General features: G+C 61.9%; 21 protein-coding genes and 1 tRNA gene. 9 read left to right on the forward strand and 13 right to left on the reverse strand.

Annotated elements, in window-relative coordinates; translation table 11 throughout:
* Window positions 1-58 precede the first annotated feature (58 nt).
* Window positions 59-715, reverse strand: coding sequence for an outer membrane protein (locus V1475_RS01235; protein ID WP_479411293.1), 657 nt, complete (start codon window positions 713-715; stop codon window positions 59-61).
* A gap of 349 nt (window positions 716-1,064) precedes the next feature.
* Between V1475_RS01235 and sucC the strand changes: the two genes are divergently transcribed.
* From sucC to lpdA, 5 genes are all read left to right on the forward strand, one after another.
* Window positions 1,065-2,258, forward strand: a complete 1,194-nt coding sequence (sucC, locus tag V1475_RS01240) for an ADP-forming succinate--CoA ligase subunit beta (protein ID WP_479411294.1) — start codon at window positions 1,065-1,067, stop codon at window positions 2,256-2,258.
* Window positions 2,259-2,263: 5 nt separating this feature from the next.
* The gene (sucD, locus tag V1475_RS01245) at window positions 2,264-3,151 is read left to right on the forward strand and encodes a succinate--CoA ligase subunit alpha (protein WP_066710888.1); all 888 of its coding nucleotides are present in this window, start codon (window positions 2,264-2,266) and stop codon (window positions 3,149-3,151) included.
* Between the two features lie 136 nt (window positions 3,152-3,287).
* A complete protein-coding gene (locus V1475_RS01250; protein ID WP_434290444.1) occupies window positions 3,288-6,248 on the forward strand; it encodes a 2-oxoglutarate dehydrogenase E1 component in 2,961 nt (986 codons plus the stop codon).
* 4 nt (window positions 6,249-6,252) lie between these two features.
* The gene (odhB, locus tag V1475_RS01255; RefSeq protein WP_479411295.1) at window positions 6,253-7,755 is read left to right on the forward strand and encodes a 2-oxoglutarate dehydrogenase complex dihydrolipoyllysine-residue succinyltransferase; all 1,503 of its coding nucleotides are present in this window, start codon (window positions 6,253-6,255) and stop codon (window positions 7,753-7,755) included.
* A 207-nt stretch (window positions 7,756-7,962) separates the two neighbouring features.
* Entirely contained in the window at window positions 7,963-9,357 is a 1,395-nt protein-coding gene (gene lpdA / locus V1475_RS01260; protein ID WP_066710881.1) for a dihydrolipoyl dehydrogenase, read from the forward strand.
* A 47-nt stretch (window positions 9,358-9,404) separates the two neighbouring features.
* Here the strand turns inward: lpdA and V1475_RS01265 are convergent, their stop codons facing one another.
* The 3 genes from V1475_RS01265 to V1475_RS01275 all read right to left on the reverse strand — a co-directional run bounded on the left by V1475_RS01265 (window position 9,405) and on the right by V1475_RS01275 (window position 11,639).
* Complete coding sequence (locus tag V1475_RS01265; RefSeq protein WP_479411296.1) at window positions 9,405-9,875, reverse strand: acyl-CoA thioesterase; 471 nt, start codon at window positions 9,873-9,875, stop codon at window positions 9,405-9,407.
* Window positions 9,876-10,258: 383 nt separating this feature from the next.
* Window positions 10,259-10,912, reverse strand: a complete 654-nt coding sequence (locus V1475_RS01270; protein ID WP_066710873.1) for a GntR family transcriptional regulator — start codon at window positions 10,910-10,912, stop codon at window positions 10,259-10,261.
* A gap of 31 nt (window positions 10,913-10,943) precedes the next feature.
* Window positions 10,944-11,639, reverse strand: a complete 696-nt coding sequence (locus tag V1475_RS01275; RefSeq protein ID WP_479411297.1) for a M48 family metallopeptidase — start codon at window positions 11,637-11,639, stop codon at window positions 10,944-10,946.
* Between the two features lie 163 nt (window positions 11,640-11,802).
* Here V1475_RS01275 and V1475_RS01280 point away from each other — a divergent pair, with 163 nt between their 5' ends.
* The 3 genes from V1475_RS01280 to V1475_RS01290 all read left to right on the forward strand — a co-directional run bounded on the left by V1475_RS01280 (window position 11,803) and on the right by V1475_RS01290 (window position 12,671).
* The gene (locus tag V1475_RS01280; protein WP_479411298.1) at window positions 11,803-12,117 is read left to right on the forward strand and encodes a TIGR02300 family protein; all 315 of its coding nucleotides are present in this window, start codon (window positions 11,803-11,805) and stop codon (window positions 12,115-12,117) included.
* Window positions 12,118-12,269: 152 nt separating this feature from the next.
* Window positions 12,270-12,345, forward strand: a tRNA-Ala gene (locus V1475_RS01285).
* A gap of 161 nt (window positions 12,346-12,506) precedes the next feature.
* Entirely contained in the window at window positions 12,507-12,671 is a 165-nt protein-coding gene (locus V1475_RS01290) for an AAA family ATPase (protein WP_479411299.1), read from the forward strand.
* Window positions 12,672-12,879: 208 nt separating this feature from the next.
* On the opposite strand, the gene V1475_RS01295 is transcribed toward V1475_RS01290, so the two are convergent.
* The 7 genes from V1475_RS01295 to V1475_RS01325 all read right to left on the reverse strand — a co-directional run bounded on the left by V1475_RS01295 (window position 12,880) and on the right by V1475_RS01325 (window position 17,426).
* The gene (locus V1475_RS01295) at window positions 12,880-13,599 is read right to left on the reverse strand and encodes a sulfate/molybdate ABC transporter ATP-binding protein (RefSeq protein WP_479411300.1); all 720 of its coding nucleotides are present in this window, start codon (window positions 13,597-13,599) and stop codon (window positions 12,880-12,882) included.
* A gap of 12 nt (window positions 13,600-13,611) precedes the next feature.
* On the reverse strand, window positions 13,612-14,475 hold the full coding sequence (cysW, locus tag V1475_RS01300; RefSeq protein WP_479411301.1) for a sulfate ABC transporter permease subunit CysW: 864 nt from the start codon (window positions 14,473-14,475) through the stop codon (window positions 13,612-13,614).
* The gene (cysT, locus tag V1475_RS01305; protein ID WP_479413940.1) at window positions 14,468-15,295 is read right to left on the reverse strand and encodes a sulfate ABC transporter permease subunit CysT; all 828 of its coding nucleotides are present in this window, start codon (window positions 15,293-15,295) and stop codon (window positions 14,468-14,470) included. The genes cysW and cysT overlap by 8 nt, the downstream gene beginning before the upstream one ends.
* Window positions 15,296-15,311: 16 nt before the next feature.
* Window positions 15,312-16,427 carry a sulfate ABC transporter substrate-binding protein gene (locus V1475_RS01310; RefSeq protein WP_479411302.1) on the reverse strand — a complete coding sequence of 372 codons (1,116 nt, stop codon included), beginning with the start codon at window positions 16,425-16,427 and terminating at the stop codon, window positions 15,312-15,314.
* A 17-nt stretch (window positions 16,428-16,444) separates the two neighbouring features.
* On the reverse strand, window positions 16,445-16,624 hold the full coding sequence (locus V1475_RS01315; protein WP_479411303.1) for a hypothetical protein: 180 nt from the start codon (window positions 16,622-16,624) through the stop codon (window positions 16,445-16,447).
* 2 nt (window positions 16,625-16,626) lie between these two features.
* Window positions 16,627-16,779 (reverse strand): hypothetical protein, encoded by a 153-nt coding sequence (locus tag V1475_RS01320; RefSeq protein ID WP_479411304.1) that lies wholly within the window; start codon window positions 16,777-16,779, stop codon window positions 16,627-16,629.
* Window positions 16,780-16,973: 194 nt separating this feature from the next.
* Entirely contained in the window at window positions 16,974-17,426 is a 453-nt protein-coding gene (locus V1475_RS01325) for an Rrf2 family transcriptional regulator (protein ID WP_479411305.1), read from the reverse strand.
* 140 nt (window positions 17,427-17,566) lie between these two features.
* Here V1475_RS01325 and V1475_RS01330 point away from each other — a divergent pair, with 140 nt between their 5' ends.
* A complete protein-coding gene (locus V1475_RS01330; protein WP_479411306.1) occupies window positions 17,567-18,040 on the forward strand; it encodes an Lrp/AsnC family transcriptional regulator in 474 nt (157 codons plus the stop codon).
* Window positions 18,041-18,223: 183 nt separating this feature from the next.
* Here the strand turns inward: V1475_RS01330 and V1475_RS01335 are convergent, their stop codons facing one another.
* Entirely contained in the window at window positions 18,224-18,346 is a 123-nt protein-coding gene (locus V1475_RS01335) for a hypothetical protein (RefSeq protein WP_479411307.1), read from the reverse strand.
* Between the two features lie 25 nt (window positions 18,347-18,371).
* A complete protein-coding gene (locus V1475_RS01340) occupies window positions 18,372-19,154 on the reverse strand; it encodes a DMT family transporter (RefSeq protein ID WP_479411308.1) in 783 nt (260 codons plus the stop codon).
* Window positions 19,155-19,194 lie beyond the last annotated feature (40 nt).

Genomic DNA, 19,194 nt, shown 5'->3' on the forward strand with positions numbered 1-19,194 from the left:
AGAGCATAAAAAAAACCGGGCCGAAGCCCGGTTTTCATGTCTCTGAGATCCGCAAGGATCAGAATTTATACGTCACACCGAAGTTCAGCGCGTTCGTGATGATGTCGCTTTCAAGATTTCCGCCGCCATCGAGATCGACGTCGAGCTGGCTGTAGGTGCCCTTGTATTCGGTGAACAGATCCCAGCGGTCGTTCAGCTCATAGCTGGCGCCCAGAACCAATGCGATGGTCGGTCCGGCAATCTGATATTCGAGCGTGTCGGTGTTCGCGGTGGCCACTTCGACATGCGGGATGATGATCCCGGCGGAGACGCTCGCATAGGGGGTGAACTTGTTCCAAAGCCCCGGCCAGCGCCAGATCGGCCCCACCGTCAGGTTGTTCAAACCGTCGGTAAATTCCAGCGTCGAGAACCCGTTGTCGGCCATGTCGTCTTCGTTGGCATAGACCTTGGTGTGGTTGAAATCGGCGATCCAGCCGAAATTGTCCCGCACCCACCAGGTGCCACGGACGCCGTAATAGGGCGGCATCGCAAAGCTCTTGCCCTCCCAACCGGTGGTGAAATCGAAATCGGTCACCCCGTCGTTGCCCGACACGCCGCTGTGCGGCGCGGTCTGATAGCCGCCGTAGACGGACAGGCTGAATTCACCGGCGGAGGCCAGAGCGGTCGACGCCATGAGCGCAACGCCCGCGAGCGTCACCTTTGCAAGGTTTTGCATGGGAAGGGTCCTCTTCATCGAATCTGTTGACTTCGTTCTATACCCCAAGGCCGCCGCGTGGCGAGTTCACATTCAAGAAACTGTCAATCCGTCACAGTCAGGACACATCTGCCCATGCGGTTCCCGATGCTGCCCCGCAGCACAGATCGCCCCTGAGAACAGGGGCTTCCCACCGCCTCCGGATTCGCCGAATGCGATTCTCGAAATTTGTGATCACACAAAACTTTGCTGTGATCACAAAAAACGAAAACACGCGCGTTTTATCGCCGAAGCGACAAAAAACCATTTCTTATGCCCGGTTTCCGGTGGCATACACGGGACCAATCGAACCAGGGAGAGGATATCTCTAATGAACATCCACGAGTATCAGGCGAAAGCCCTTCTCAAGGAATATGGCGCGCCGGTTTCCGGCGGTCGTGCCATCACCCGCGCCGAGGACGCCAAGTCCGCCGCCGGTGAGCTTGACGGTCCGCTGTGGGTCGTCAAGGCCCAGATCCACGCAGGTGGTCGCGGCAAAGGCAAATTCAAAGAAGCCGAAGCCGGCGAAAAAGGCGGCGTGCGTCTGGCGAAATCCGTCGAGGAGGCTGCGGAAGAAGCCAAGAAGATGCTGGGCAAGACCCTTGTGACCCACCAGACCGGCCCGGCTGGCAAACAGGTCAACCGCATCTATTTCGAAGACGGTTCCGACATTTCCCGCGAGCTCTACCTCGCCCTGCTCGTCGACCGTCAGACCTCCCGCGTGTCCTTCGTCTCCTCCACCGAGGGCGGCATGGACATCGAGGAAGTGGCGGCCAACACCCCCGAGAAAATCCTCTCCTTCTCCGTCGATCCGGCCACCGGCTACCAGCCGTACCACGGCCGCCGCATCGCCTTCTCCCTCGGCCTCGAAGGCCCGCAGGTGAAGCAATGCGTGAGGCTGATGGGCGATCTCTACCGTGCTTTCATCGAGAAAGACATGGAGATGCTCGAAATCAACCCGCTGATCGTGATGACCGACGGCAACCTCAAAGTGCTCGACGCCAAGCTCGGCTTTGACGGCAACGCGCTTTACCGTCACCCGGACATCGTCGAACTCCGCGACGAGACCGAAGAAGACAGCAAAGAGCTCGAAGCCTCCAAGTTCGACCTGAACTACATCGCGCTCGACGGCGAAATCGGTTGCATGGTGAACGGCGCGGGTCTCGCGATGGCCACCATGGACATCATCAAACTCTACGGCGCAGAACCGGCCAACTTCCTCGACGTGGGCGGCGGCGCGACCAAAGAGAAAGTGACCGAAGCCTTCAAGATCATCACCTCTGACAAAAACGTCAAAGGCATCCTCGTGAATATCTTCGGCGGCATCATGCGCTGCGACATCATCGCCGAAGGCGTGATCGCGGCCGTGAAAGAAGTGGGCCTTCAGGTTCCGCTCGTGGTCCGTCTCGAAGGCACCAACGTGGAGCTCGGCAAAGAGATCATTCAGAACTCCGGTCTGAACGTGATCGCCGCCGACGATCTGAAAGACGGCGCCCAGAAAATCGTTAAAGCAGTGAAGGGCTAAGAGACATGGCTATTCTCGTTGATGAAAACACCAAGGTCATCTGCCAGGGCTTCACCGGCTCGCAGGGCACCTTCCACTCGGAACAAGCCATCGCTTACGGCACCAAAATGGTTGGCGGCGTGACGCCCGGCAAAGGCGGCTCGACCCACCTGAACCTGCCGGTCTTCAACTCCGTGCACGAAGCCAAGCACGTCACCGAAGCCAATGCTTCCGTGATCTATGTGCCGCCGCCGTTCGCCGCCGACTCGATCCTCGAAGCGATCGACGCCGAAATGGAGCTGATCATCTGCATCACCGAGGGCATTCCGGTGCTCGACATGATGAAGGTGAAACGCGCGCTGATGGACTCCAAGTCCCGCCTGATCGGCCCGAACTGCCCGGGTGTCATCACCCCCGACGCCTGCAAAATCGGCATCATGCCGGGTCACATCCACCGCCGCGGCTCCGTCGGCGTGGTGTCCCGTTCCGGCACCCTGACCTATGAGGCCGTGAAACAGACCTCCGATCTGGGCCTCGGCCAGTCCACGGCTGTGGGCATCGGCGGTGACCCGATCAAAGGCACCGAACACATCGACGTGCTCGACATGTTCCTCGACGATCCGGAAACCACCTCGATCATCATGATCGGTGAAATCGGCGGTTCCGCCGAAGAAGAAGCCGCCGAGTTCCTCGCCGAGCAAAAGAAAAAAGGCCGCTGGAAGCCGGTCGCCGGTTTCATCGCCGGGCGCACCGCCCCTCCGGGCCGCCGCATGGGCCACGCAGGCGCGATCGTCGCCGGCGGCAAAGGCGATGCGGAATCCAAGATCGAAGCGATGAAATCCGCTGGCATCATCGTAGCCGACAGCCCCGCCACCCTCGGCGAAGCTGTGCAGGAAGCGATTGCCAAGGGCTGACCGCTGCCGCGCACCTCACGGTGACGCGATTTGACAACAGCGCCTGCGCCCTTTGAGAGAGGGGCGCAGGCACACCCATATAAGGCGACGCGTGCCTGCCAATAAACGGAAACGCACCCCAAACAAGGTCATGACGATGAACGACCAGTCCCCGAACGACATCTTTCACGCCTCCAGCTTCATGCAGGGGCATAACGCGGAATACCTCGAACAGGTCTACGCGAATTACGTGCAGGACCCCGCCTCTGTCGACGCGTCCTGGGTGGAATTCTTCCAATCCCTGGGCGATGCCGCGAACGATGTCACAGCAGAAGCTGCCGGTCCCTCCTGGGCCCGCATGGATTGGCCGCCGGTTCCGAATGACGACCTGACCCACGCGCTCGACGGCCAATGGGCCGAACCGGTCGCAGCCGAGAAGAAGATCAAGGAAAAAGCCGCCGAGAAAGGCGTTGCCGTTTCCGAAGACGCCGTGAAACGCGCCGTGCTCGACTCGGTCCGTGCGATCATGATCATCCGCGCCTATCGTATTCGCGGTCACCTCATCGCCGATCTCGACCCGCTGAAAATGCGCGACGAGGCCCCGCACCCGGAACTCGATCCGCGCTCCTATGGCTTCACCGAGGCCGACATGGATCGCCCGATCTTCATCGACAACGTTCTGGGTCTCACCCACGCCTCCATGCGTCAGATCCTCGACGTTCTGAAACGCACTTATTGCGGCACCTTCGCGCTGCAATACATGCACATCTCCAACCCGGAAGAAGCCGGGTGGCTGAAAGAGCGCATCGAAGGCTTCGGCAAGGAAATCCAGTTCACCAAGAACGGCCGCCGCGCCATTCTGAACAAGCTGGTCGAGGCCGAGGGCTTTGAGAAATTCCTCCATGTCAAATACATGGGCACCAAACGCTTCGGCCTCGACGGCGGCGAAGCTCTGATCCCTGCCATGGAACAGATCATCAAACGCGGCGGCAACCTCGGCGCGAAAGAGATCGTCGTCGGCATGCCGCACCGTGGGCGTCTGTCCGTGCTCGCCAACGTGCTCTCCAAACCCTACCGCGCGATCTTCAACGAATTCCAGGGCGGGTCGTTCAAACCCGAGGATGTGGACGGCTCCGGCGACGTGAAATATCACCTCGGCGCCTCCTCCGACCGTGAATTCGACGGCAACAAGGTCCACCTGTCGCTGACCGCCAACCCCTCGCACCTCGAGGCGGTGAACCCGGTGGTGCTCGGCAAGGCCCGCGCCAAGACCGACCAGAACAACGACCCGACCCGCAGCACCGTCATCCCCGTGCTGCTGCACGGTGACGCGGCCTTCGCCGGTCAGGGCGTCGTGGCCGAGTGTTTCGGTCTGTCGGGCCTGCGCGGTCACCGCACCGGCGGCACGATCCACATCGTCGTCAACAACCAGATCGGGTTCACCACCGCGCCGCATTTCTCGCGCAGCTCGCCCTACCCGACCGACATCGCGCTGATGGTCGAAGCGCCGATCTTCCACGTCAACGGCGACGATCCGGAAGCCGTGGTGCACGCCGCCAAGGTGGCGACCGAGTTCCGTCAGAAATTCCACAAGGACGTGGTCATCGACATCTTCTGCTACCGCCGCTTCGGTCACAACGAAGGCGACGAGCCGATGTTCACCAACCCGCAGATGTACACCAACATCAAGCGGCACAAGACCACGCTTCAGCTCTACACCGAACGCCTCGTGGCCGACGGTCTCATCCCCGAGGGCGAGATCGAGGACATGAAAGCCGCCTTCCAGGCGCTGTTGAACGAAGAGTTCGAAGCCGGTAAAACCTTCAAACCGAACAAGGCCGACTGGCTCGACGGTCGCTGGTCGCATCTCGACAAAGAGGGCGAAGAGTACCAGCGCGGCCAAACCGCCATTTCCGAAGAGACCATGGCGCAGGTCGGTCGTTCCCTGACCACCTCGCCCTCCGATTTCAACATCCACAAAACCGTGGCCCGTCAGCTCGAGGCCAAGGCGCAGATGTTCGAAACCGGCGAAGGCTTCGACTGGGCGACCGGCGAAGCGCTGGCCTTCGGCTCGCTTCTGACCGAAGGCTACCCGGTGCGTCTCGCCGGTCAGGACTCGACCCGCGGCACCTTCTCCCAGCGTCATTCCGGTCTGATCGACCAGAAATCCGAAGAGCGTTACTACCCGCTCAACCACATTCGCGAAGGTCAGGCGCATTACGAGGTCATCGACTCGATGCTCTCCGAATATGCCGTGCTCGGCTTCGAATATGGCTACTCGCTGGCCGAACCGAACGCGCTGACGCTCTGGGAAGCCCAGTTCGGCGATTTCGCCAACGGCGCGCAGATCATGTTCGACCAGTTCATCTCTTCGGGTGAGCGCAAATGGCTGCGGATGTCCGGCCTCGTGATGCTTCTGCCGCACGGGTTCGAGGGCCAAGGCCCGGAGCACTCCTCCGCCCGCCTCGAACGCTTCCTGCAACTCTCCGCCGAGGACAACTGGATCGTTGCCAACTGCACGACGCCTGCGAACTACTTCCACATCCTGCGTCGCCAGTTGCACCGCTCCTACCGCAAACCGCTCGTTCTGATGACGCCGAAATCGCTTCTGCGTCACAAGCTGGCGACCTCGGTGGCCGCCGACTTCCTCGAAGGCTCCTCCTTCCACCGCGTGCTCTGGGACGATGCCGATGCCAATCACGGCACCGCGAAATCCGAGCTCAAACTCAAGGCGGACAAGGACATCAAGCGCGTCGTGATCTGCTCCGGCAAGGTGTACTACGACCTTCTCGAAGCCCGCGACGCCGCAGGCAAGGACGACACCTATATCCTGCGTCTCGAACAGTTCTACCCGTTCCCGGCCCTCTCCATGGTCAAGGAGCTTGAGCGCTTCAAAAACGCCGAAATCGTCTGGTGTCAGGAAGAGCCGAAAAACCAGGGCGGCTGGACCTTCGTCGAGCCGAACATCGAATGGGTGCTGACGCGCATCGGCGCCAAGCACACGCGCCCGGTCTACGCCGGACGTGCCGCCTCCGCCTCTCCCGCCACGGGTCTGGCCTCTCAGCACAAAGCACAACAAACGGCGCTCGTGAACGATGCGCTCAATATCGAAGGATAACCACATGTCTGTTGAAGTCCGCGTCCCCACTCTGGGCGAGTCCGTCACCGAGGCCACCGTCGCCACCTGGTTCAAAAAACCGGGCGACACCGTGGCCGTCGATGAAATGCTCTGCGAGCTGGAAACCGACAAGGTGACCGTCGAGGTTCCGTCCCCCGCCGCTGGCGTGCTGGGCGAAATCGTTGCCGCCGAGGGTGAAACCGTCGGCGTCGATGCGCTCCTCGCCACGCTCAACGAAGAAGGCAACGCCGGCCCCGAGGAAGTCGCCCCGCGTCACCATTCCGAAATGATGGAAGACAAACCGGCTGCGGCGGCCGCCGCAACCGTCAACGTCATGGTGCCGACCCTCGGTGAATCCGTGACCGAAGCCACCGTCGCCACCTGGTTCAAAGCCGTGGGTGACACCGTCGCCGCCGACGAAATGCTCTGCGAGTTGGAAACCGACAAGGTCTCCGTCGAAGTGCCCGCCCCCGCCGCGGGTGTTCTGACCGCGATCCTCGCCGCCGAAGGCGCCACCGTCGCCGCCGGTGGCAAACTGGCCGAAATGTCCGCAGGAGCTGGCGCTGTTGCCGCTGCTCCGGCCCCGGCTGCGGCCCCTGCCGCACCCGCCGGTGGCAAAGACATCGAAAACGCCCCCTCCGCCAACAAGCTGATGGCGGAAAAAGGCATCAACCCCGCTTCGGTCTCCGGCTCCGGCAAAGACGGTCGCATCATGAAAGAGGACGTGCTCAAAGCCATGACCTCCGCCCCCGCTGGCACGCCTGCGCCCGTCGCCGCACCGCGTGCGCCGGTCGCCGCCGATGACGCCGCCCGCGAAGAGCGCGTGAAAATGACGAAACTGCGTCAGACCATCGCGAAACGCCTCAAGGAGTCGCAGAACACCGCCGCCATGCTCACCACCTACAACGAGGTGGACATGACCGAGGTGATGGCGCTGCGCAACCAGTACAAAGACCAGTTCGAGAAGAAACACGGCGTGCGCCTCGGCTTCATGTCCTTCTTCACCAAGGCCTGTGTCCACGCGCTGAAAGAAGTCCCCGAGGTGAACGCCGAGATCGACGGCACCGACATCGTCTACAAGAACTACGTCCACATGGGCGTGGCTGCGGGCACCCCGCAGGGCCTCGTCGTTCCGGTCATCCGTGACGCCGACAGCATGTCCTTCGCCGAGATCGAGAAAGCCATCGCCGAAAAAGGCCGCCGTGCCCGTGACGGCAAGCTCTCCATGGCGGAAATGCAGGGCGGCACCTTCACCATCTCCAACGGCGGTGTCTACGGCTCGCTGATGTCCTCCCCGATCCTGAACCCCCCGCAGTCCGGTATCCTCGGCATGCACAAAATTCAGGACCGTCCGATGGCCATCAACGGTCAGGTCGTCATCCGTCCGATGATGTACCTCGCCCTGTCCTACGACCACCGCATCGTCGACGGCAAAGGCGCCGTGACCTTCCTCGTGCGCGTCAAAGAAGCGCTCGAAGATCCGCGCCGTCTGCTGATGGATCTGTAATCGCACTTCGCGCCCGGCCTCAGCGCCGGGCGTTTTCCTCTGAGGTTCCGGCCTTCTTTTGTCCGGAAATATCCCGGGGGTGAATGGGACAAAACCGCAAGGGTTTGGCCCAGAGGGGGCAGAGCCCCATAGATCGAAAAAGGTCCGACGGAAGTCCGACATAAGTCCGACACAAGTCAGACACCGAAAAAGACCAAGGAGAAGACCATGGCATCTTATGACGTCATCATCATCGGCGCTGGCCCCGGCGGCTACGTCTCTGCCATCCGCTGCGCCCAACTGGGCCTCAAGACCGCCGTGGTCGAAGGCCGCGAGACGCTGGGCGGCACCTGCCTCAACGTCGGCTGTATCCCCTCGAAAGCGCTCTTGCACGCCTCGCACCTGCTGCACGAAGCGGAGCACAATTTCGCCGACATGGGCCTCAAGGGCAAATCCCCGTCCGTCGACTGGGATCAGATGAAGAAATACAAGGACGACGTCATCGGCCAGAACACCGGCGGCATCGAATTCCTGTTTAAAAAGAACAAGATCGACTGGCTCAAAGGCTGGGGTTCGATCCCGGCTGTGGGCAAGGTGAAAGTCGGTGACGAGGTCCACGAGGCCAAGAACATCATCGTCGCCTCCGGCTCCGTGCCGACCGCCCTGCCGGGTGTCGAGGTCGATAATGACAAGGGCATCGTCGTGGACTCCACCGGCGCGCTCTCCCTGCCGAAAATCCCGAAGAAAATGGTCGTCATCGGCGCCGGTGTGATCGGTTTGGAGCTTGGCTCCGTCTACGCCCGTCTCGGCGCGGAAGTGACCGTGGTGGAATACATGGACTTCATCACCCCCGGCATGGACGGAGAGGTTCAGCGTCAGTTCCAGAAAATCCTTGGCAAGCAAGGCTTTACCTTCATCCTCGGCGCTGCCGTGTCGGGTGTTGAGGCCTCGAAAACCAAAGCGAAAGTGAACTATAAGCTGAAGAAAGACGACAGCGAGCACTCGCTCGACGCCGACGTCGTTCTGGTCGCCACCGGCCGCAAACCCTTCACCGACGGTCTGGGTCTTGCCGAGCTGGGCGTCGAGTTCACCCCGCGCGGTCAGATCAAGACCGACGCGCATTGGGCCACCAATGTGCCGGGCATCTACGCCATCGGCGACGCCATTGTGGGTCCGATGCTGGCGCACAAAGCCGAAGACGAGGGCATGGCCGTCGCCGAGGTGCTGGCTGGCAAACATGGCCACGTCAACTACGACGTCATTCCGGGCGTGATCTACACCACGCCGGAAGTCGCCTCTGTCGGCAAAACCGAACAGCAGCTCAAAGAAGAAGGCCGCGCCATCAAGGTCGGCAAATTCTCCTTCATGGGCAACGCCCGCGCCAAAGCCGTGCATCAGGGCGAAGGTTTCGTCAAACTGATCGTCGACAAGGACACCGACCGCGTTCTCGGCTGCCACATCATCGGCCCCGGCGCTGGCGATCTGATCCACGAGATCTGTGTCGCGATGGAATTCGGCGCCTCGGCGCAGGACATCGCCCTGACCTGCCACGCCCACCCGACCTTCTCCGAAGCGGTCCGCGAAGCCGCTCTGGCCTGCGGCGACGGCGCAATCCACGCCTGATCCATTTGAAATTAAAAGAAAAGGCGCTCTCAGGAGCGCCTTTTTCGTTAGCCCTTTGCGGCCTCTTCCAACCGCTTGGCATGTTCACGGCGCAACTCTTTGCGCAGCTCCGCTGCCCGCCAGCGTTGCTGATCCGCCTCGGTCTCCAGCGTGAATTGCGGCACGGCCACGGTCTTGCCGTCATCGTCCACCGCCACCATGGTGAAATAACAGGAATTGGTATGGCGCACCGTATGGGTGCGAATATTTTCCGCCTCGACCCGAATGCCGATCTCCATCGAACTGCGGCCCACGTAATTCACCGTCGCCCGGAAATGCACCAGCTCCCCTACGTGGATCGGTTCCTTGAACATCACCTGATCGACCGAAAGCGTCACCGCATATTGCCCGGAATAACGCGAGGCACAGGAAAAGGCCACCAAGTCCAAGAGCTTAAGCAACGCGCCCCCATGCACCTTGCCGGAGAAATTCGCCATGTCCGGCGTCATGAGTTCGGTCATTTCCAGATAGCGCGCCATGGCTGTCTCCTTGCCTGTTCCCTTGCACCCAGAACACTCTGCACCGCAGCAAAGGTCAAGCGTCAGAAAAGCGAGAAGGGGCCACCATTTCTGGTGACCCCTTCTCTCCGGTCCTTCATCGGGGGGGGGTGACTGGGACCGGATCACCCGAGCAAGGCCGTTTCGCCCTGCTCGCCGCATGTCGGTTTCGCTCGCGCTCTCAGGGCAACACCTTTGGCGGCGGCTGGACACTCCAACCTCCGTTCCAATGGTCTAACCTCTGTGCGATGCGGGCATGGACAACCTCTTTCATGCGTCTTGACGGATTGAACGCGGATCCCGGAAAATTCCGTCGTCATTTTTTAAAAATTTTTCGTTTTTTCGGCACGTCCCCAAAAGCCGCCTCAGACCGCCAGCATCCGCAGCCCCTGCGTCACGTCGGAGCGCACCGCAAGCCGCAGCCCCGGCTCATCGCCAGCCCTGAGCGCCGCCACGATCAGCCGGTGATTGTGTGGCACTTCCGTGCGGTTCAGACGCGCATATAGCGCCCGCATCGTCGGCCCCAATTGCAGCCAGACGGTCTCCGTCAACGCCAGCATCGCCGGGGCCTGCGCCCGCAGATAAAGCGTGCGGTGAAATTCGAGATTGGTGCGGATATAGCCCACGTCATCATGTTTCGCGACCGCCTCGGCAATCGTGCTGTTGATCGCCTGAAGCCGGTCGATCAGGGCGATATGCGCCCGCGGCAAAGCGCGCGAGGCCAGTTCCGGCTCGATCAGCGCGCGGATCGCCGCAAGTTCCTCGATGCGCTCGTTCGACAACTCCGGCGTCGACACCCGCCCCGAAGCCGAGAGGTTCAACCCGCCATCCGCCACCAGCCGCCGCACCGCTTCGCGCGCGGGCGTCATCGAGACGTCGAACATCTTACCGATGCCGCGCAGGGTCAGTGCCTCACCGGGACGAAATTCGCCATGCATGATGCGCGTCCGCAGAGCCCGGTACACCCGGTCATGGGCAGCGGAGGAATGGTCGGTCGGTCGGGGGGATGGATGGATCATAGCCTCTATGTGATCACAAAAAGCGGCAAGGTCAATCCGTCTCGAACCGCCAGCCATGCAGGCGCTCGCCTTCACTGTGCAACCAGTCCCGATGCGCCTTGTGTCCCGGACAGATGCGCGCCACATGCGCCCAGAACCGCTCCGAATGGTTCATCTCCAGCCGATGCGCCATTTCATGCGCCGCGACATAGTCCAGCACCTCAGGCGGCGCCATCACCAGCCGCCAAGAATACATCAGATTGCCCTGAGACGTACACGACCCCCAGCGCGACCGCGGATCGCGCAACGTGATCCGCCCGTAGCCGACGCCAAGCACCTCAGCATAGCGATCCGACGCCTCCCGCAGCCGCATCTGCGCCTCGAGCCTGAGAAAGGCCCGCACTTTCGCCGCCACGCTCTCGGGCCCGCCCGGCACCTGCAAAGCGCCGTCCATGACCTGCGCCCGCCGTCCCTGCCCCGGCACGATCATCAACTCACGCCCCAGAAACGGCAGATGCGCTCCGAACACCGGCACCCGGTCCGGGCTGCGCCCTGCGAGATGCTTGCGAATCCAGTTCTGCTTTTCCTCGACGAAAGCGATCGCCTCCGCCTCCGGCAGCCGCTGCGGCATCGACAGCGTCACCCGCCCGTCGAGACGCGACACCCGCAAAGACAGCCGCCGCGCCCGCGCGGAGCGCTTCAGCGTCACGGATACGGGCGGTTCCCCCGGCAATCGGATTTCGCGCATTTTGGCCCTTTCACCCCGGTTTTTCCTGCCATACCCTGCCTGCACCGCCCAGACCATCGTCTTTACGGTTTTTTGAGGGAAAAGCCTTTGACACCTCTGTCACGATATGGCATGGCCCGCAAAATCTCCGCAATGGATCAGTGATTAACGAAAGGGATTCATCATGCCCAAAGAGGAATGGGGTACCAAACGGCTTTGCCCCACCACCGGCAAACGGTTCTATGACTTGAACCGCGACCCGATCGTGTCCCCCTACACCGGTGAAATCGTCACCTTCGACGCGAACAACAAATCGCGCGTCGCGATCGCCGAAAAAGTGCAACCGCGCGCTGACGAAGATCTCGACACCGATGACGATCTGCTGCTCGACGACGACGCCGACATGGATCTCGACGACGATCTGCTCGACGATGACGACGACGACGACAACGTGTCGCTCGACGACATCACCGATGTCGCGGCCAACGACGACGAATAAGTCGTCCAAAGTGACGGGCTGAAAATTTCACAGGATTTTTTCGGGCCCGTCATTTTTTCGCTTGCAACCCCAAGCGAGACAAAATAGGAAGCGCGGGCGGACGGGAAACGCCCCTCCGCGCAACGCAAGACCGACGTTACAACGGTCGATTTGGGGCCTTAGCTCAGCTGGGAGAGCGCTTGCATGGCATGCAAGAGGTCAGGGGTTCGATCCCCCTAGGCTCCACCAAATTCCCTTTGAAAAGCACCAGGTAGTTCTGCCTTTCTCGTCAGAGGATTTGCCTCTGCCACGCAGACCGGTGCTGTTTTCCCTACGAAAATCCATGCTGCCTTGATCCGCGCCCTTGGCGTGTCGATCCCGTCGCAGCCCTTCCCCTTTCACAACCGAGGATGGCCCATGAGCGACCATTGCTTCGTCGTGACGGGCGACCTTGGGTCGCGGGCAAGACCAGCCTGATCACCGAGCTTGCCCGCCGCGGCTTTCACACGGTTCCCGAATCCGGCCGCGCGATCATCCGTGAGGAGATTGCGCACGGCGGAGACGCCCTCCCTTGAGCGGATCGTATGGCCTATGCCGAACGGATGCTGGACCGGGACCTGAGCGCCTACAGCGCCGCACAGGCGCTCTCCGGCCCCGTGATCTTCGACCGCGGCATTCCCGACATCAGGTCTCCCAGCACCGCCCCATGTGACCACAGCGGTCAGGACGAGCCAAACGATCCGTCTGCCCTCCCAGCTGTTGCGGCATGATGCCTTTGATCGATCAGGCCGCGATGAAGTCGCGCACGAAATCGCTGGCAGGATGGCTGCGGATATCTTGCGGGCGACCGATCTGTTCGATCCGCCCCATCGACATCACCACCACCAGATCGGCCAGCTCCATCGCTTCTTCCTGATCGTGGGTGACGAAAACCGTGGTCAGGCCGGTTTCGTCATGGATGTCGCGCAACCCCTGCCGCAACTCGCGCCGGACCTTGGCGTCGAGCGCCCCGAAGGGCTCATCGAGCAGGAGCATCCGCGGCTCGATCGCCAGCGCACGCGCCAGCGCCACGCGTTGCCTCTGCCCGCCCGAAAGCTGCGAGGGGTAGCGCGTACCGATATGGGGCAGCTGGATCAGATCGAGCAAGTGATTGACGCGCCGCGCGATTTCGGCCTTTTGCGGGCGGCTTGCGCGCGGGCGGGCAGCTAGCCCATAGGCGATGTTATCGAAAACCGTCATATGTCGGAAGAGCGCGTAGCTTTGGAACACGAAGCCTGCGCGGCGCTCTTGCACACTCAGACCCGTCGCGTCCTGCCCGTCGAAAAGCACCCGGCCGGAACTGGGGAACTCGAGCCCGCCAAGGATCCGCAACAGCGTGGTCTTGCCAGATCCCGAAGGTCCGAGCAACGCAACCAAAGCCCCGGAGGGGATGGCCAGGGTCACCGGGTGCAGCGCCGTGGTCGCACCGAATTCCTTGGCGATTTCATCGATGTCGATATGCATGGGAATGTCCTTTTAATGGGCCCGCCCAGTCCCGAGGGCACCCGCATGGACCCGTTCGAGCAGCGCTTTGACGAGCAGGGTGAGAAGCGCCAGCGCCGTCAGCACGGCGGCCAGAGAAAACGCGGAAACCGAGAGATATTCGTTGTACATCATCTCGATGGTGATCGGCATGGTCGCGGTCTGGCCACGGATTTTGCCGGAGACCACGGCGACGGCGCCGAACTCTCCCATCGCGCGGGCATTGGCCAGCAGCACGCCGTAAAGAAGGGCCCAGCGAATATTCGGCAGCGTCACGGTGCGAAACACCCGCCAGCCGCTCGCCCCCAGCGTCAGGGCGGCCTCTTCCTCGGCCCGGCCCTGTTCGATCATCACGGGAATGAGTTCGCGTGCGATGAAGGGAAAGGTGACGAAGAGTGTGGCGAGCACGATGCCGGGCAGCGCGAAGACCACCGGATGACCCTGTGCCACCAACCAGCCGCCGAGCGTCGAGTTCGCGCCGAACAGAAGCACGATGCACAGCCCCGCCACCACCGGCGAAACCGAAAAGGGCAGATCGATCAGCGTGATCAGAAAAGCCTTGCCGCGAAAGTCGAATTTGGTGATGAACCATGCCGCCGCCAGACCAAAGACGGCATTGAGCGGCACGGCGATGGCCGCAACCACCAGCGTCAGCCGGATGGCGGCCGTCGCATCGGGGTTGGCAAGGCTTTTGAGCGCCGCGCCCGGCCCCTTGGCCAAGGCTTCGGCAAAGACCACCGCCAGTGGCGCGAAGACCATCAGGCCAAGCACCAGCCAAGCGAAACCGATCAGGGCGAGCCGCGCAGGGCGGGTCTCGGTCACGGCGCTTTGCGGGATGTTCACGGTGCTCTCAGACATGACCGATCCTCCGTCGACTCCAGATTTGCAACAAGTTGATCGTCATCAGCAGAGCAAAGCTGATCACCAGCATCGCAAGGCCGATCGCTGCCGCGCCCCGATAGTCGAACTCTTCGAGCTCGATCACGATCAGAAGCGGCGCGATCTCGGTCTTCAGCGGAATGTTCCCGGCAATGAAGATGACCGAGCCGTATTCGCCCACCGCCCGCGCCAGAGCGAGCGCAAAGCCGGTCAGCGCGGCGGGCATCAGCATCGGCCAGATCACCCGGATCAGCGTGGTCAGTCGGTTTGCGCCCAGCGTGGCCGAAGCCTCTTCGACCTCACGGTCGATTTCCTCGATCACCGGCTGCACCGTGCGCACTGCAAAGGGCAGGCCGACGAAGAGGAGCGCCACGAAAATCCCCGCTTGCGTATAGGCGATCTTCCAGCCGATCTCCTTCGCCCAGCCCCCGATGAGACCATTCGGCGCATAAAGCGCGGTCAGCGCGATCCCGGCCACCGCGGTGGGCAGCGCGAAGGGCAGATCGACGGCGGCGTCGAGCAGGCGCCGCCCCGGAAAACGGTATCGCACCAGAACCCATGCGATCACGAGACCAAGTCCAAGATTGACGAGTGCCGCCAGAAAGGACAGCCGGAACGAGAGCCACAGCGCCGCCCAGACCCGGGGGCGGTTCACCGCCTCCCAAATTCCCTCGGGGCCGAGGGTCGCGCCTTGCGCCACGAGCGCCGCGACCGGTGCCAGCACGACAAGCGACAGCAGCGTCAGGGTGATGCCGGCGCTCAGGCGCAGCCCCGGCATCGGCGAAGGTTGGATGAACATCCGGGCCATATTCCCCTCACTTCGCCGTATAGATCTGGTCGAAAATGCCACCATCGCCGAAATGCTCGGGCTGCGCCTTAGCCCAGCCACCGAAATGCGAAATGTCGACCAGATCGAGTTTCGGGAACCGCGCCACATCGGCCGGATCGGTGACCGAGCTATCCCAAGCGCGGTAATAGTGTTTATAGGCCAATGCCTGCGCCTCGGGAGTATAGAGGAAGTTCAGGTAGGCCTCGGCCAGCGCGCGCTGTTCGGGCGTGGCGATATTGGCCTCGACCAGCGCGACCGGCGGCTCTGCCAGAACCGAGACCGAGGGCACGACGATGTCGAACTGATCCTCGCCCAGTTCCTCGAGCGCCAGATAGGCCTCGTTCTCCCATGCCAGAAGCACATCGCCGATGCCGCGTTGCGCGAAGGTGGTGGTGGCGCCGCGCGCGCCGGTATCGAGCACCGGAACATGGGCGAAAAGGTCATGTTCGAAGGCTTTCGGATCGATGCCGTTCTTCTCGGCCCAGGCCCAGGCGGCGAGATAGTTCCAGCGCGCGCCCCCCGAGGTCTTCGGGTTCGGCGTGATCACCTCGACCCCATCCCGGATCAGGTCGCCCCAATCGTGGAGGCCCTTCGGATTGCCCTCGCGCACCAGAAACACGATGGTCGAGGTATAGGGCGAGGAATTGTGCGGCAGCTTGGCCTGCCAATCGGCGGGCAGCTTGCCCGCAGCGGCGATCTTGTCGATATCGGAGGCGAGCGCAAGGGTGACGACCTGCGCCTTCAACCCCTCGATCACCGCGCGGGCCTGCGCGCCCGAGCCGCCATGCGAAGTTTCGAGCGCGGGCTTTTCGTGTCCCTGTGCCACCCACCAGTCGGCAAAGGCGGCATTCACATCGCGGTAAAGCTCACGCGTCGGGTCATAGCTGACGTTCAGCAGGCTCTCGGCCCGAGCACCGGGCTGCGCAAAACCGGACAGCCCCAGCGCCAAGAGCGCAACCGCGACGGCGCGGCTCAGGCGGGCAACCGGCCAGCCGCTCAACCGGCGTTCGCCGTCGGCGATGGTGACGCGCCCGTCGGCATGGGTTTTCAGCTTGCGCCCTTGCGCGCTGACATGGCGGGAAATCAGAATCGTGGTGAGCATGTCTGGTCCTTTCAGAATTAGGTTTGCGGCAAGAAAGCGTGGGCGTCGGTGCGCCAGCGCTGGAGATCGCGGTTGTGCAGAAAGGGGTCTGCTGCGCCCTCGGGGACACGGGGGAACAGGATCATCACTGTGGCACCGATCCGGTGCGGGCGACCGGTCTGGTTGTCGATCCGCGATACGGCATAAAGCGCGCACATCGTCAAAGCCCCCCAAAGCTGCGGCGCACAGGCCGGTGGCCGAGGTGTCGCGGCAGCACGCAGGACATGGTCATGCCCGGGACGGTCACGATACAGGCAGGTGCAATACGGACAGGCACGATACGGACAGGCACGGTGGCGGCGAAATGCGTCATGGGCGTCTCCTTCCTTGCAATGACACTCTCGATATCTAAATCTCCACCGAGTTAGTCGTGATTATCAAGAGAATAATCTCGCCTTTCTTTGTCGTGATTTTAGAATTTCATTCTCCCGGGCGTGTCGAAAACGACCGAAAACCTCGCCGAAGCGGGGCATAGTCGATTGGAATCACAGTGATTTCAAAGCCAGGTCAGGATTCCAGCATGCGATGACCGATGCCGCCCGCTCGAAGCATATCTTCCAGAGTGAGCGAGTCGATCAGCACCAGATAGGACCAGAACACCTCGGCAAAAACCTTGCGAATGCGACAGGTCTCTTCATTGTCGCAATCTTCGCAGCGCTGATAGGCGCTGCGCGACAGGCAGGTCAGCGGTGCGATCGGCCCGTCGATCCGGCGCAGAAGTTCCGAAATAGACACTTCGTGCGGGGGCTTGAGCAAGCTGTAGCCGCCCGCACGCCCGCGAGTCGACGCCACCACCCCGGCTTTGCGCAGTTCGAGAAGGATATGTTCCAAAAAACGCTTCGGCGTGCCCGAACGCGTGGCGATCTCTTCGATCGTCAGCGGCTTCGGCTCCTCCGCCCCGGCCTCATCGGCCAGCGCAAGAAGCGCCTTCAGCGCATATTTCATCTTCTGCGTGATCATGGAACCCAGCATTACGGAGCCAGTTTGCACAAATCAACAGCGATCTTGTCGTGATTTACGGATTTCTAAAATTAATCACGATAATAACAATAGACATTTAGTAATATCTTGGCATGCTGTGTCGGAACATGGAGGTTACGATGACCGAACTCGACCTGATCGACCGCAAGATCATGGCGGAATTGATGCGCGATGCGACCCTGCCGGTGGCACAGATCGCCGACCGGGTGGGGCTCTCGCAGACACCATGCTGGAAGCGTATACAAAAGCTCGACGCGGCAGGCGTGATCGAACGTCGGGTGGCGCTGGCCGATCCGCAAAAGCTTGGGGTCGGACTTGTGGTCTTCGTTCTGATCGAGGCAGCGGATCACAGCCCGGAATGGCGGCAGCGGCTTTGCACCGCAATCGAGGCCTGCCCCGAGGTTATGGAGGTCTGGCGCGTGGCCGGGCAGCTCGATTACCTGCTGCGCATCGCGGTGCCGGACATGGCGGCGTTCGATCTGCTCTATTCCCGCCTGACCGAAGCCGTGCCGATCCGCAAACTGACCTCGCACATGGCGCTGGAGCGGCTCTCCTTCACCACCGCCTATCCGGTCGATACCGTAACGCGTTGACATCCCCGGCGGCCGAAACACCACTCCGCGCCGAGGATCAGACGAAGTCCGCCCGGAGATCGATGACGCGGCATTCGCCAGAATGCGTCTCTACTGCACCGCCCCAGACCCTCTGACGAAACAAGACGGTCGGGTTCAGCATCGAGATTTCGGGGCCCTGCAATCGAAAGGAAATTCAGACGCTCAGCGCCCGAACTCATCGGGCGACCGAATCTGACGTCCCGGACGCCTCCGCAAAACGGCGATGGCGTCCAGTTCCGTCACTGCGGACATCATCCGCAAAAACCAGAGAAGCATCTGAAACATAGAGGTTTCCTTTTGTCCCTTCGCGTCAGGCGAACTGTCTGGCACCGGCCACGCAGAGCACGGTGAGACCGGTGCAGGCGATCATCGGCCATGCAATCGCCTCGTGTAAGAACAGGCTGGCCAGAAGGAACCCGAAGAAAGGCTGCAAAAGCTGCAATTGTCCGACCTGCGCGATGCCACCGAGGGCGAGACCGCGATACCAGAAGACAAAACCCAGCATCATGCTGAACACGCCGACATAGCCAAGGCTCACCCAGGCGGCAGGCGAAATCCTCGCCAGCGTCTCGGGCCAAGTGACCAGCATCACGCTCATCATCACCGGACACGCGATCAGCAACGCCCAGGAGATCACTTGCCACCCGCCCAGACGCCGCGACAGCGTTGCGCCCTCGGCATAGCCCAGACCGCAGACCGCAATCGCCGCCAGCATCCACAGATCCCCGCGCAGCGCGCCGCTTGCACTGTGCGTCAGGGCAAAGCCGGAAACCGTTCCGGCGCCGAGAAACGAAAAAAGCCAGAAGGCGGGTTTGGGCCGTTCTCCGCCCCGGATCACAGCGAAGAGAGCCGTCGATAGAGGCAGCAATCCGATGAAGACGATCGAGCGCGCCGCCGTGATGGATTGCAGCGCCAGCGCGGCCAGGAGCGGAAACCCGATGACCACACCGAGCGCGACCACCGCCAGCGCCACCAGATCTCCCCGCTCCGGCCGGTTTTGCCGTAGCACAGCGAGACACAGTATCCCGAGAAGCGCCGCAATCACCGCCCGCGCAGAGGTCAGGAACAGCGGCGCGAACTCCGCAACCGCCACTCGTGTCGCCGGTAGCGGAGTTCGCGCCGCTGAAAATCAG

The sequence above is a fragment of the Celeribacter sp. SCSIO 80838 genome (assembly GCF_056498065.1).

Bases quoted from the DNA above. Each gene is read 5' to 3' on its own strand.
- V1475_RS01235 (WP_479411293.1), bottom strand. From the start codon at position 715: ATGCAAAACCTTGCAAAGGTGACGCTCGCGGGCGTTGCGCTCATGGCG.
- sucC (WP_479411294.1), top strand. From the start codon at position 1,065: ATGAACATCCACGAGTATCAGGCGAAAGCCCTTCTCAAGGAATATGGC.
- sucD (WP_066710888.1), top strand. From the start codon at position 2,264: ATGGCTATTCTCGTTGATGAAAACACCAAGGTCATCTGCCAGGGCTTC.
- V1475_RS01250 (WP_434290444.1), top strand. From the start codon at position 3,288: ATGAACGACCAGTCCCCGAACGACATCTTTCACGCCTCCAGCTTCATG.
- odhB (WP_479411295.1), top strand. From the start codon at position 6,253: ATGTCTGTTGAAGTCCGCGTCCCCACTCTGGGCGAGTCCGTCACCGAG.
- lpdA (WP_066710881.1), top strand. From the start codon at position 7,963: ATGGCATCTTATGACGTCATCATCATCGGCGCTGGCCCCGGCGGCTAC.
- V1475_RS01265 (WP_479411296.1), bottom strand. From the start codon at position 9,875: ATGGCGCGCTATCTGGAAATGACCGAACTCATGACGCCGGACATGGCG.
- V1475_RS01270 (WP_066710873.1), bottom strand. From the start codon at position 10,912: ATGATCCATCCATCCCCCCGACCGACCGACCATTCCTCCGCTGCCCAT.
- V1475_RS01275 (WP_479411297.1), bottom strand. From the start codon at position 11,639: ATGCGCGAAATCCGATTGCCGGGGGAACCGCCCGTATCCGTGACGCTG.
- V1475_RS01280 (WP_479411298.1), top strand. From the start codon at position 11,803: ATGCCCAAAGAGGAATGGGGTACCAAACGGCTTTGCCCCACCACCGGC.
- V1475_RS01290 (WP_479411299.1), top strand. From the start codon at position 12,507: ATGGCCCATGAGCGACCATTGCTTCGTCGTGACGGGCGACCTTGGGTC.
- V1475_RS01295 (WP_479411300.1), bottom strand. From the start codon at position 13,599: ATGCATATCGACATCGATGAAATCGCCAAGGAATTCGGTGCGACCACG.
- cysW (WP_479411301.1), bottom strand. From the start codon at position 14,475: ATGTCTGAGAGCACCGTGAACATCCCGCAAAGCGCCGTGACCGAGACC.
- cysT (WP_479413940.1), bottom strand. From the start codon at position 15,295: ATGTTCATCCAACCTTCGCCGATGCCGGGGCTGCGCCTGAGCGCCGGC.
- V1475_RS01310 (WP_479411302.1), bottom strand. From the start codon at position 16,427: ATGCTCACCACGATTCTGATTTCCCGCCATGTCAGCGCGCAAGGGCGC.
- V1475_RS01315 (WP_479411303.1), bottom strand. From the start codon at position 16,624: ATGTGCGCGCTTTATGCCGTATCGCGGATCGACAACCAGACCGGTCGC.
- V1475_RS01320 (WP_479411304.1), bottom strand. From the start codon at position 16,779: ATGACGCATTTCGCCGCCACCGTGCCTGTCCGTATCGTGCCTGTCCGT.
- V1475_RS01325 (WP_479411305.1), bottom strand. From the start codon at position 17,426: ATGATCACGCAGAAGATGAAATATGCGCTGAAGGCGCTTCTTGCGCTG.
- V1475_RS01330 (WP_479411306.1), top strand. From the start codon at position 17,567: ATGACCGAACTCGACCTGATCGACCGCAAGATCATGGCGGAATTGATG.
- V1475_RS01335 (WP_479411307.1), bottom strand. From the start codon at position 18,346: ATGTTTCAGATGCTTCTCTGGTTTTTGCGGATGATGTCCGCAGTGACG.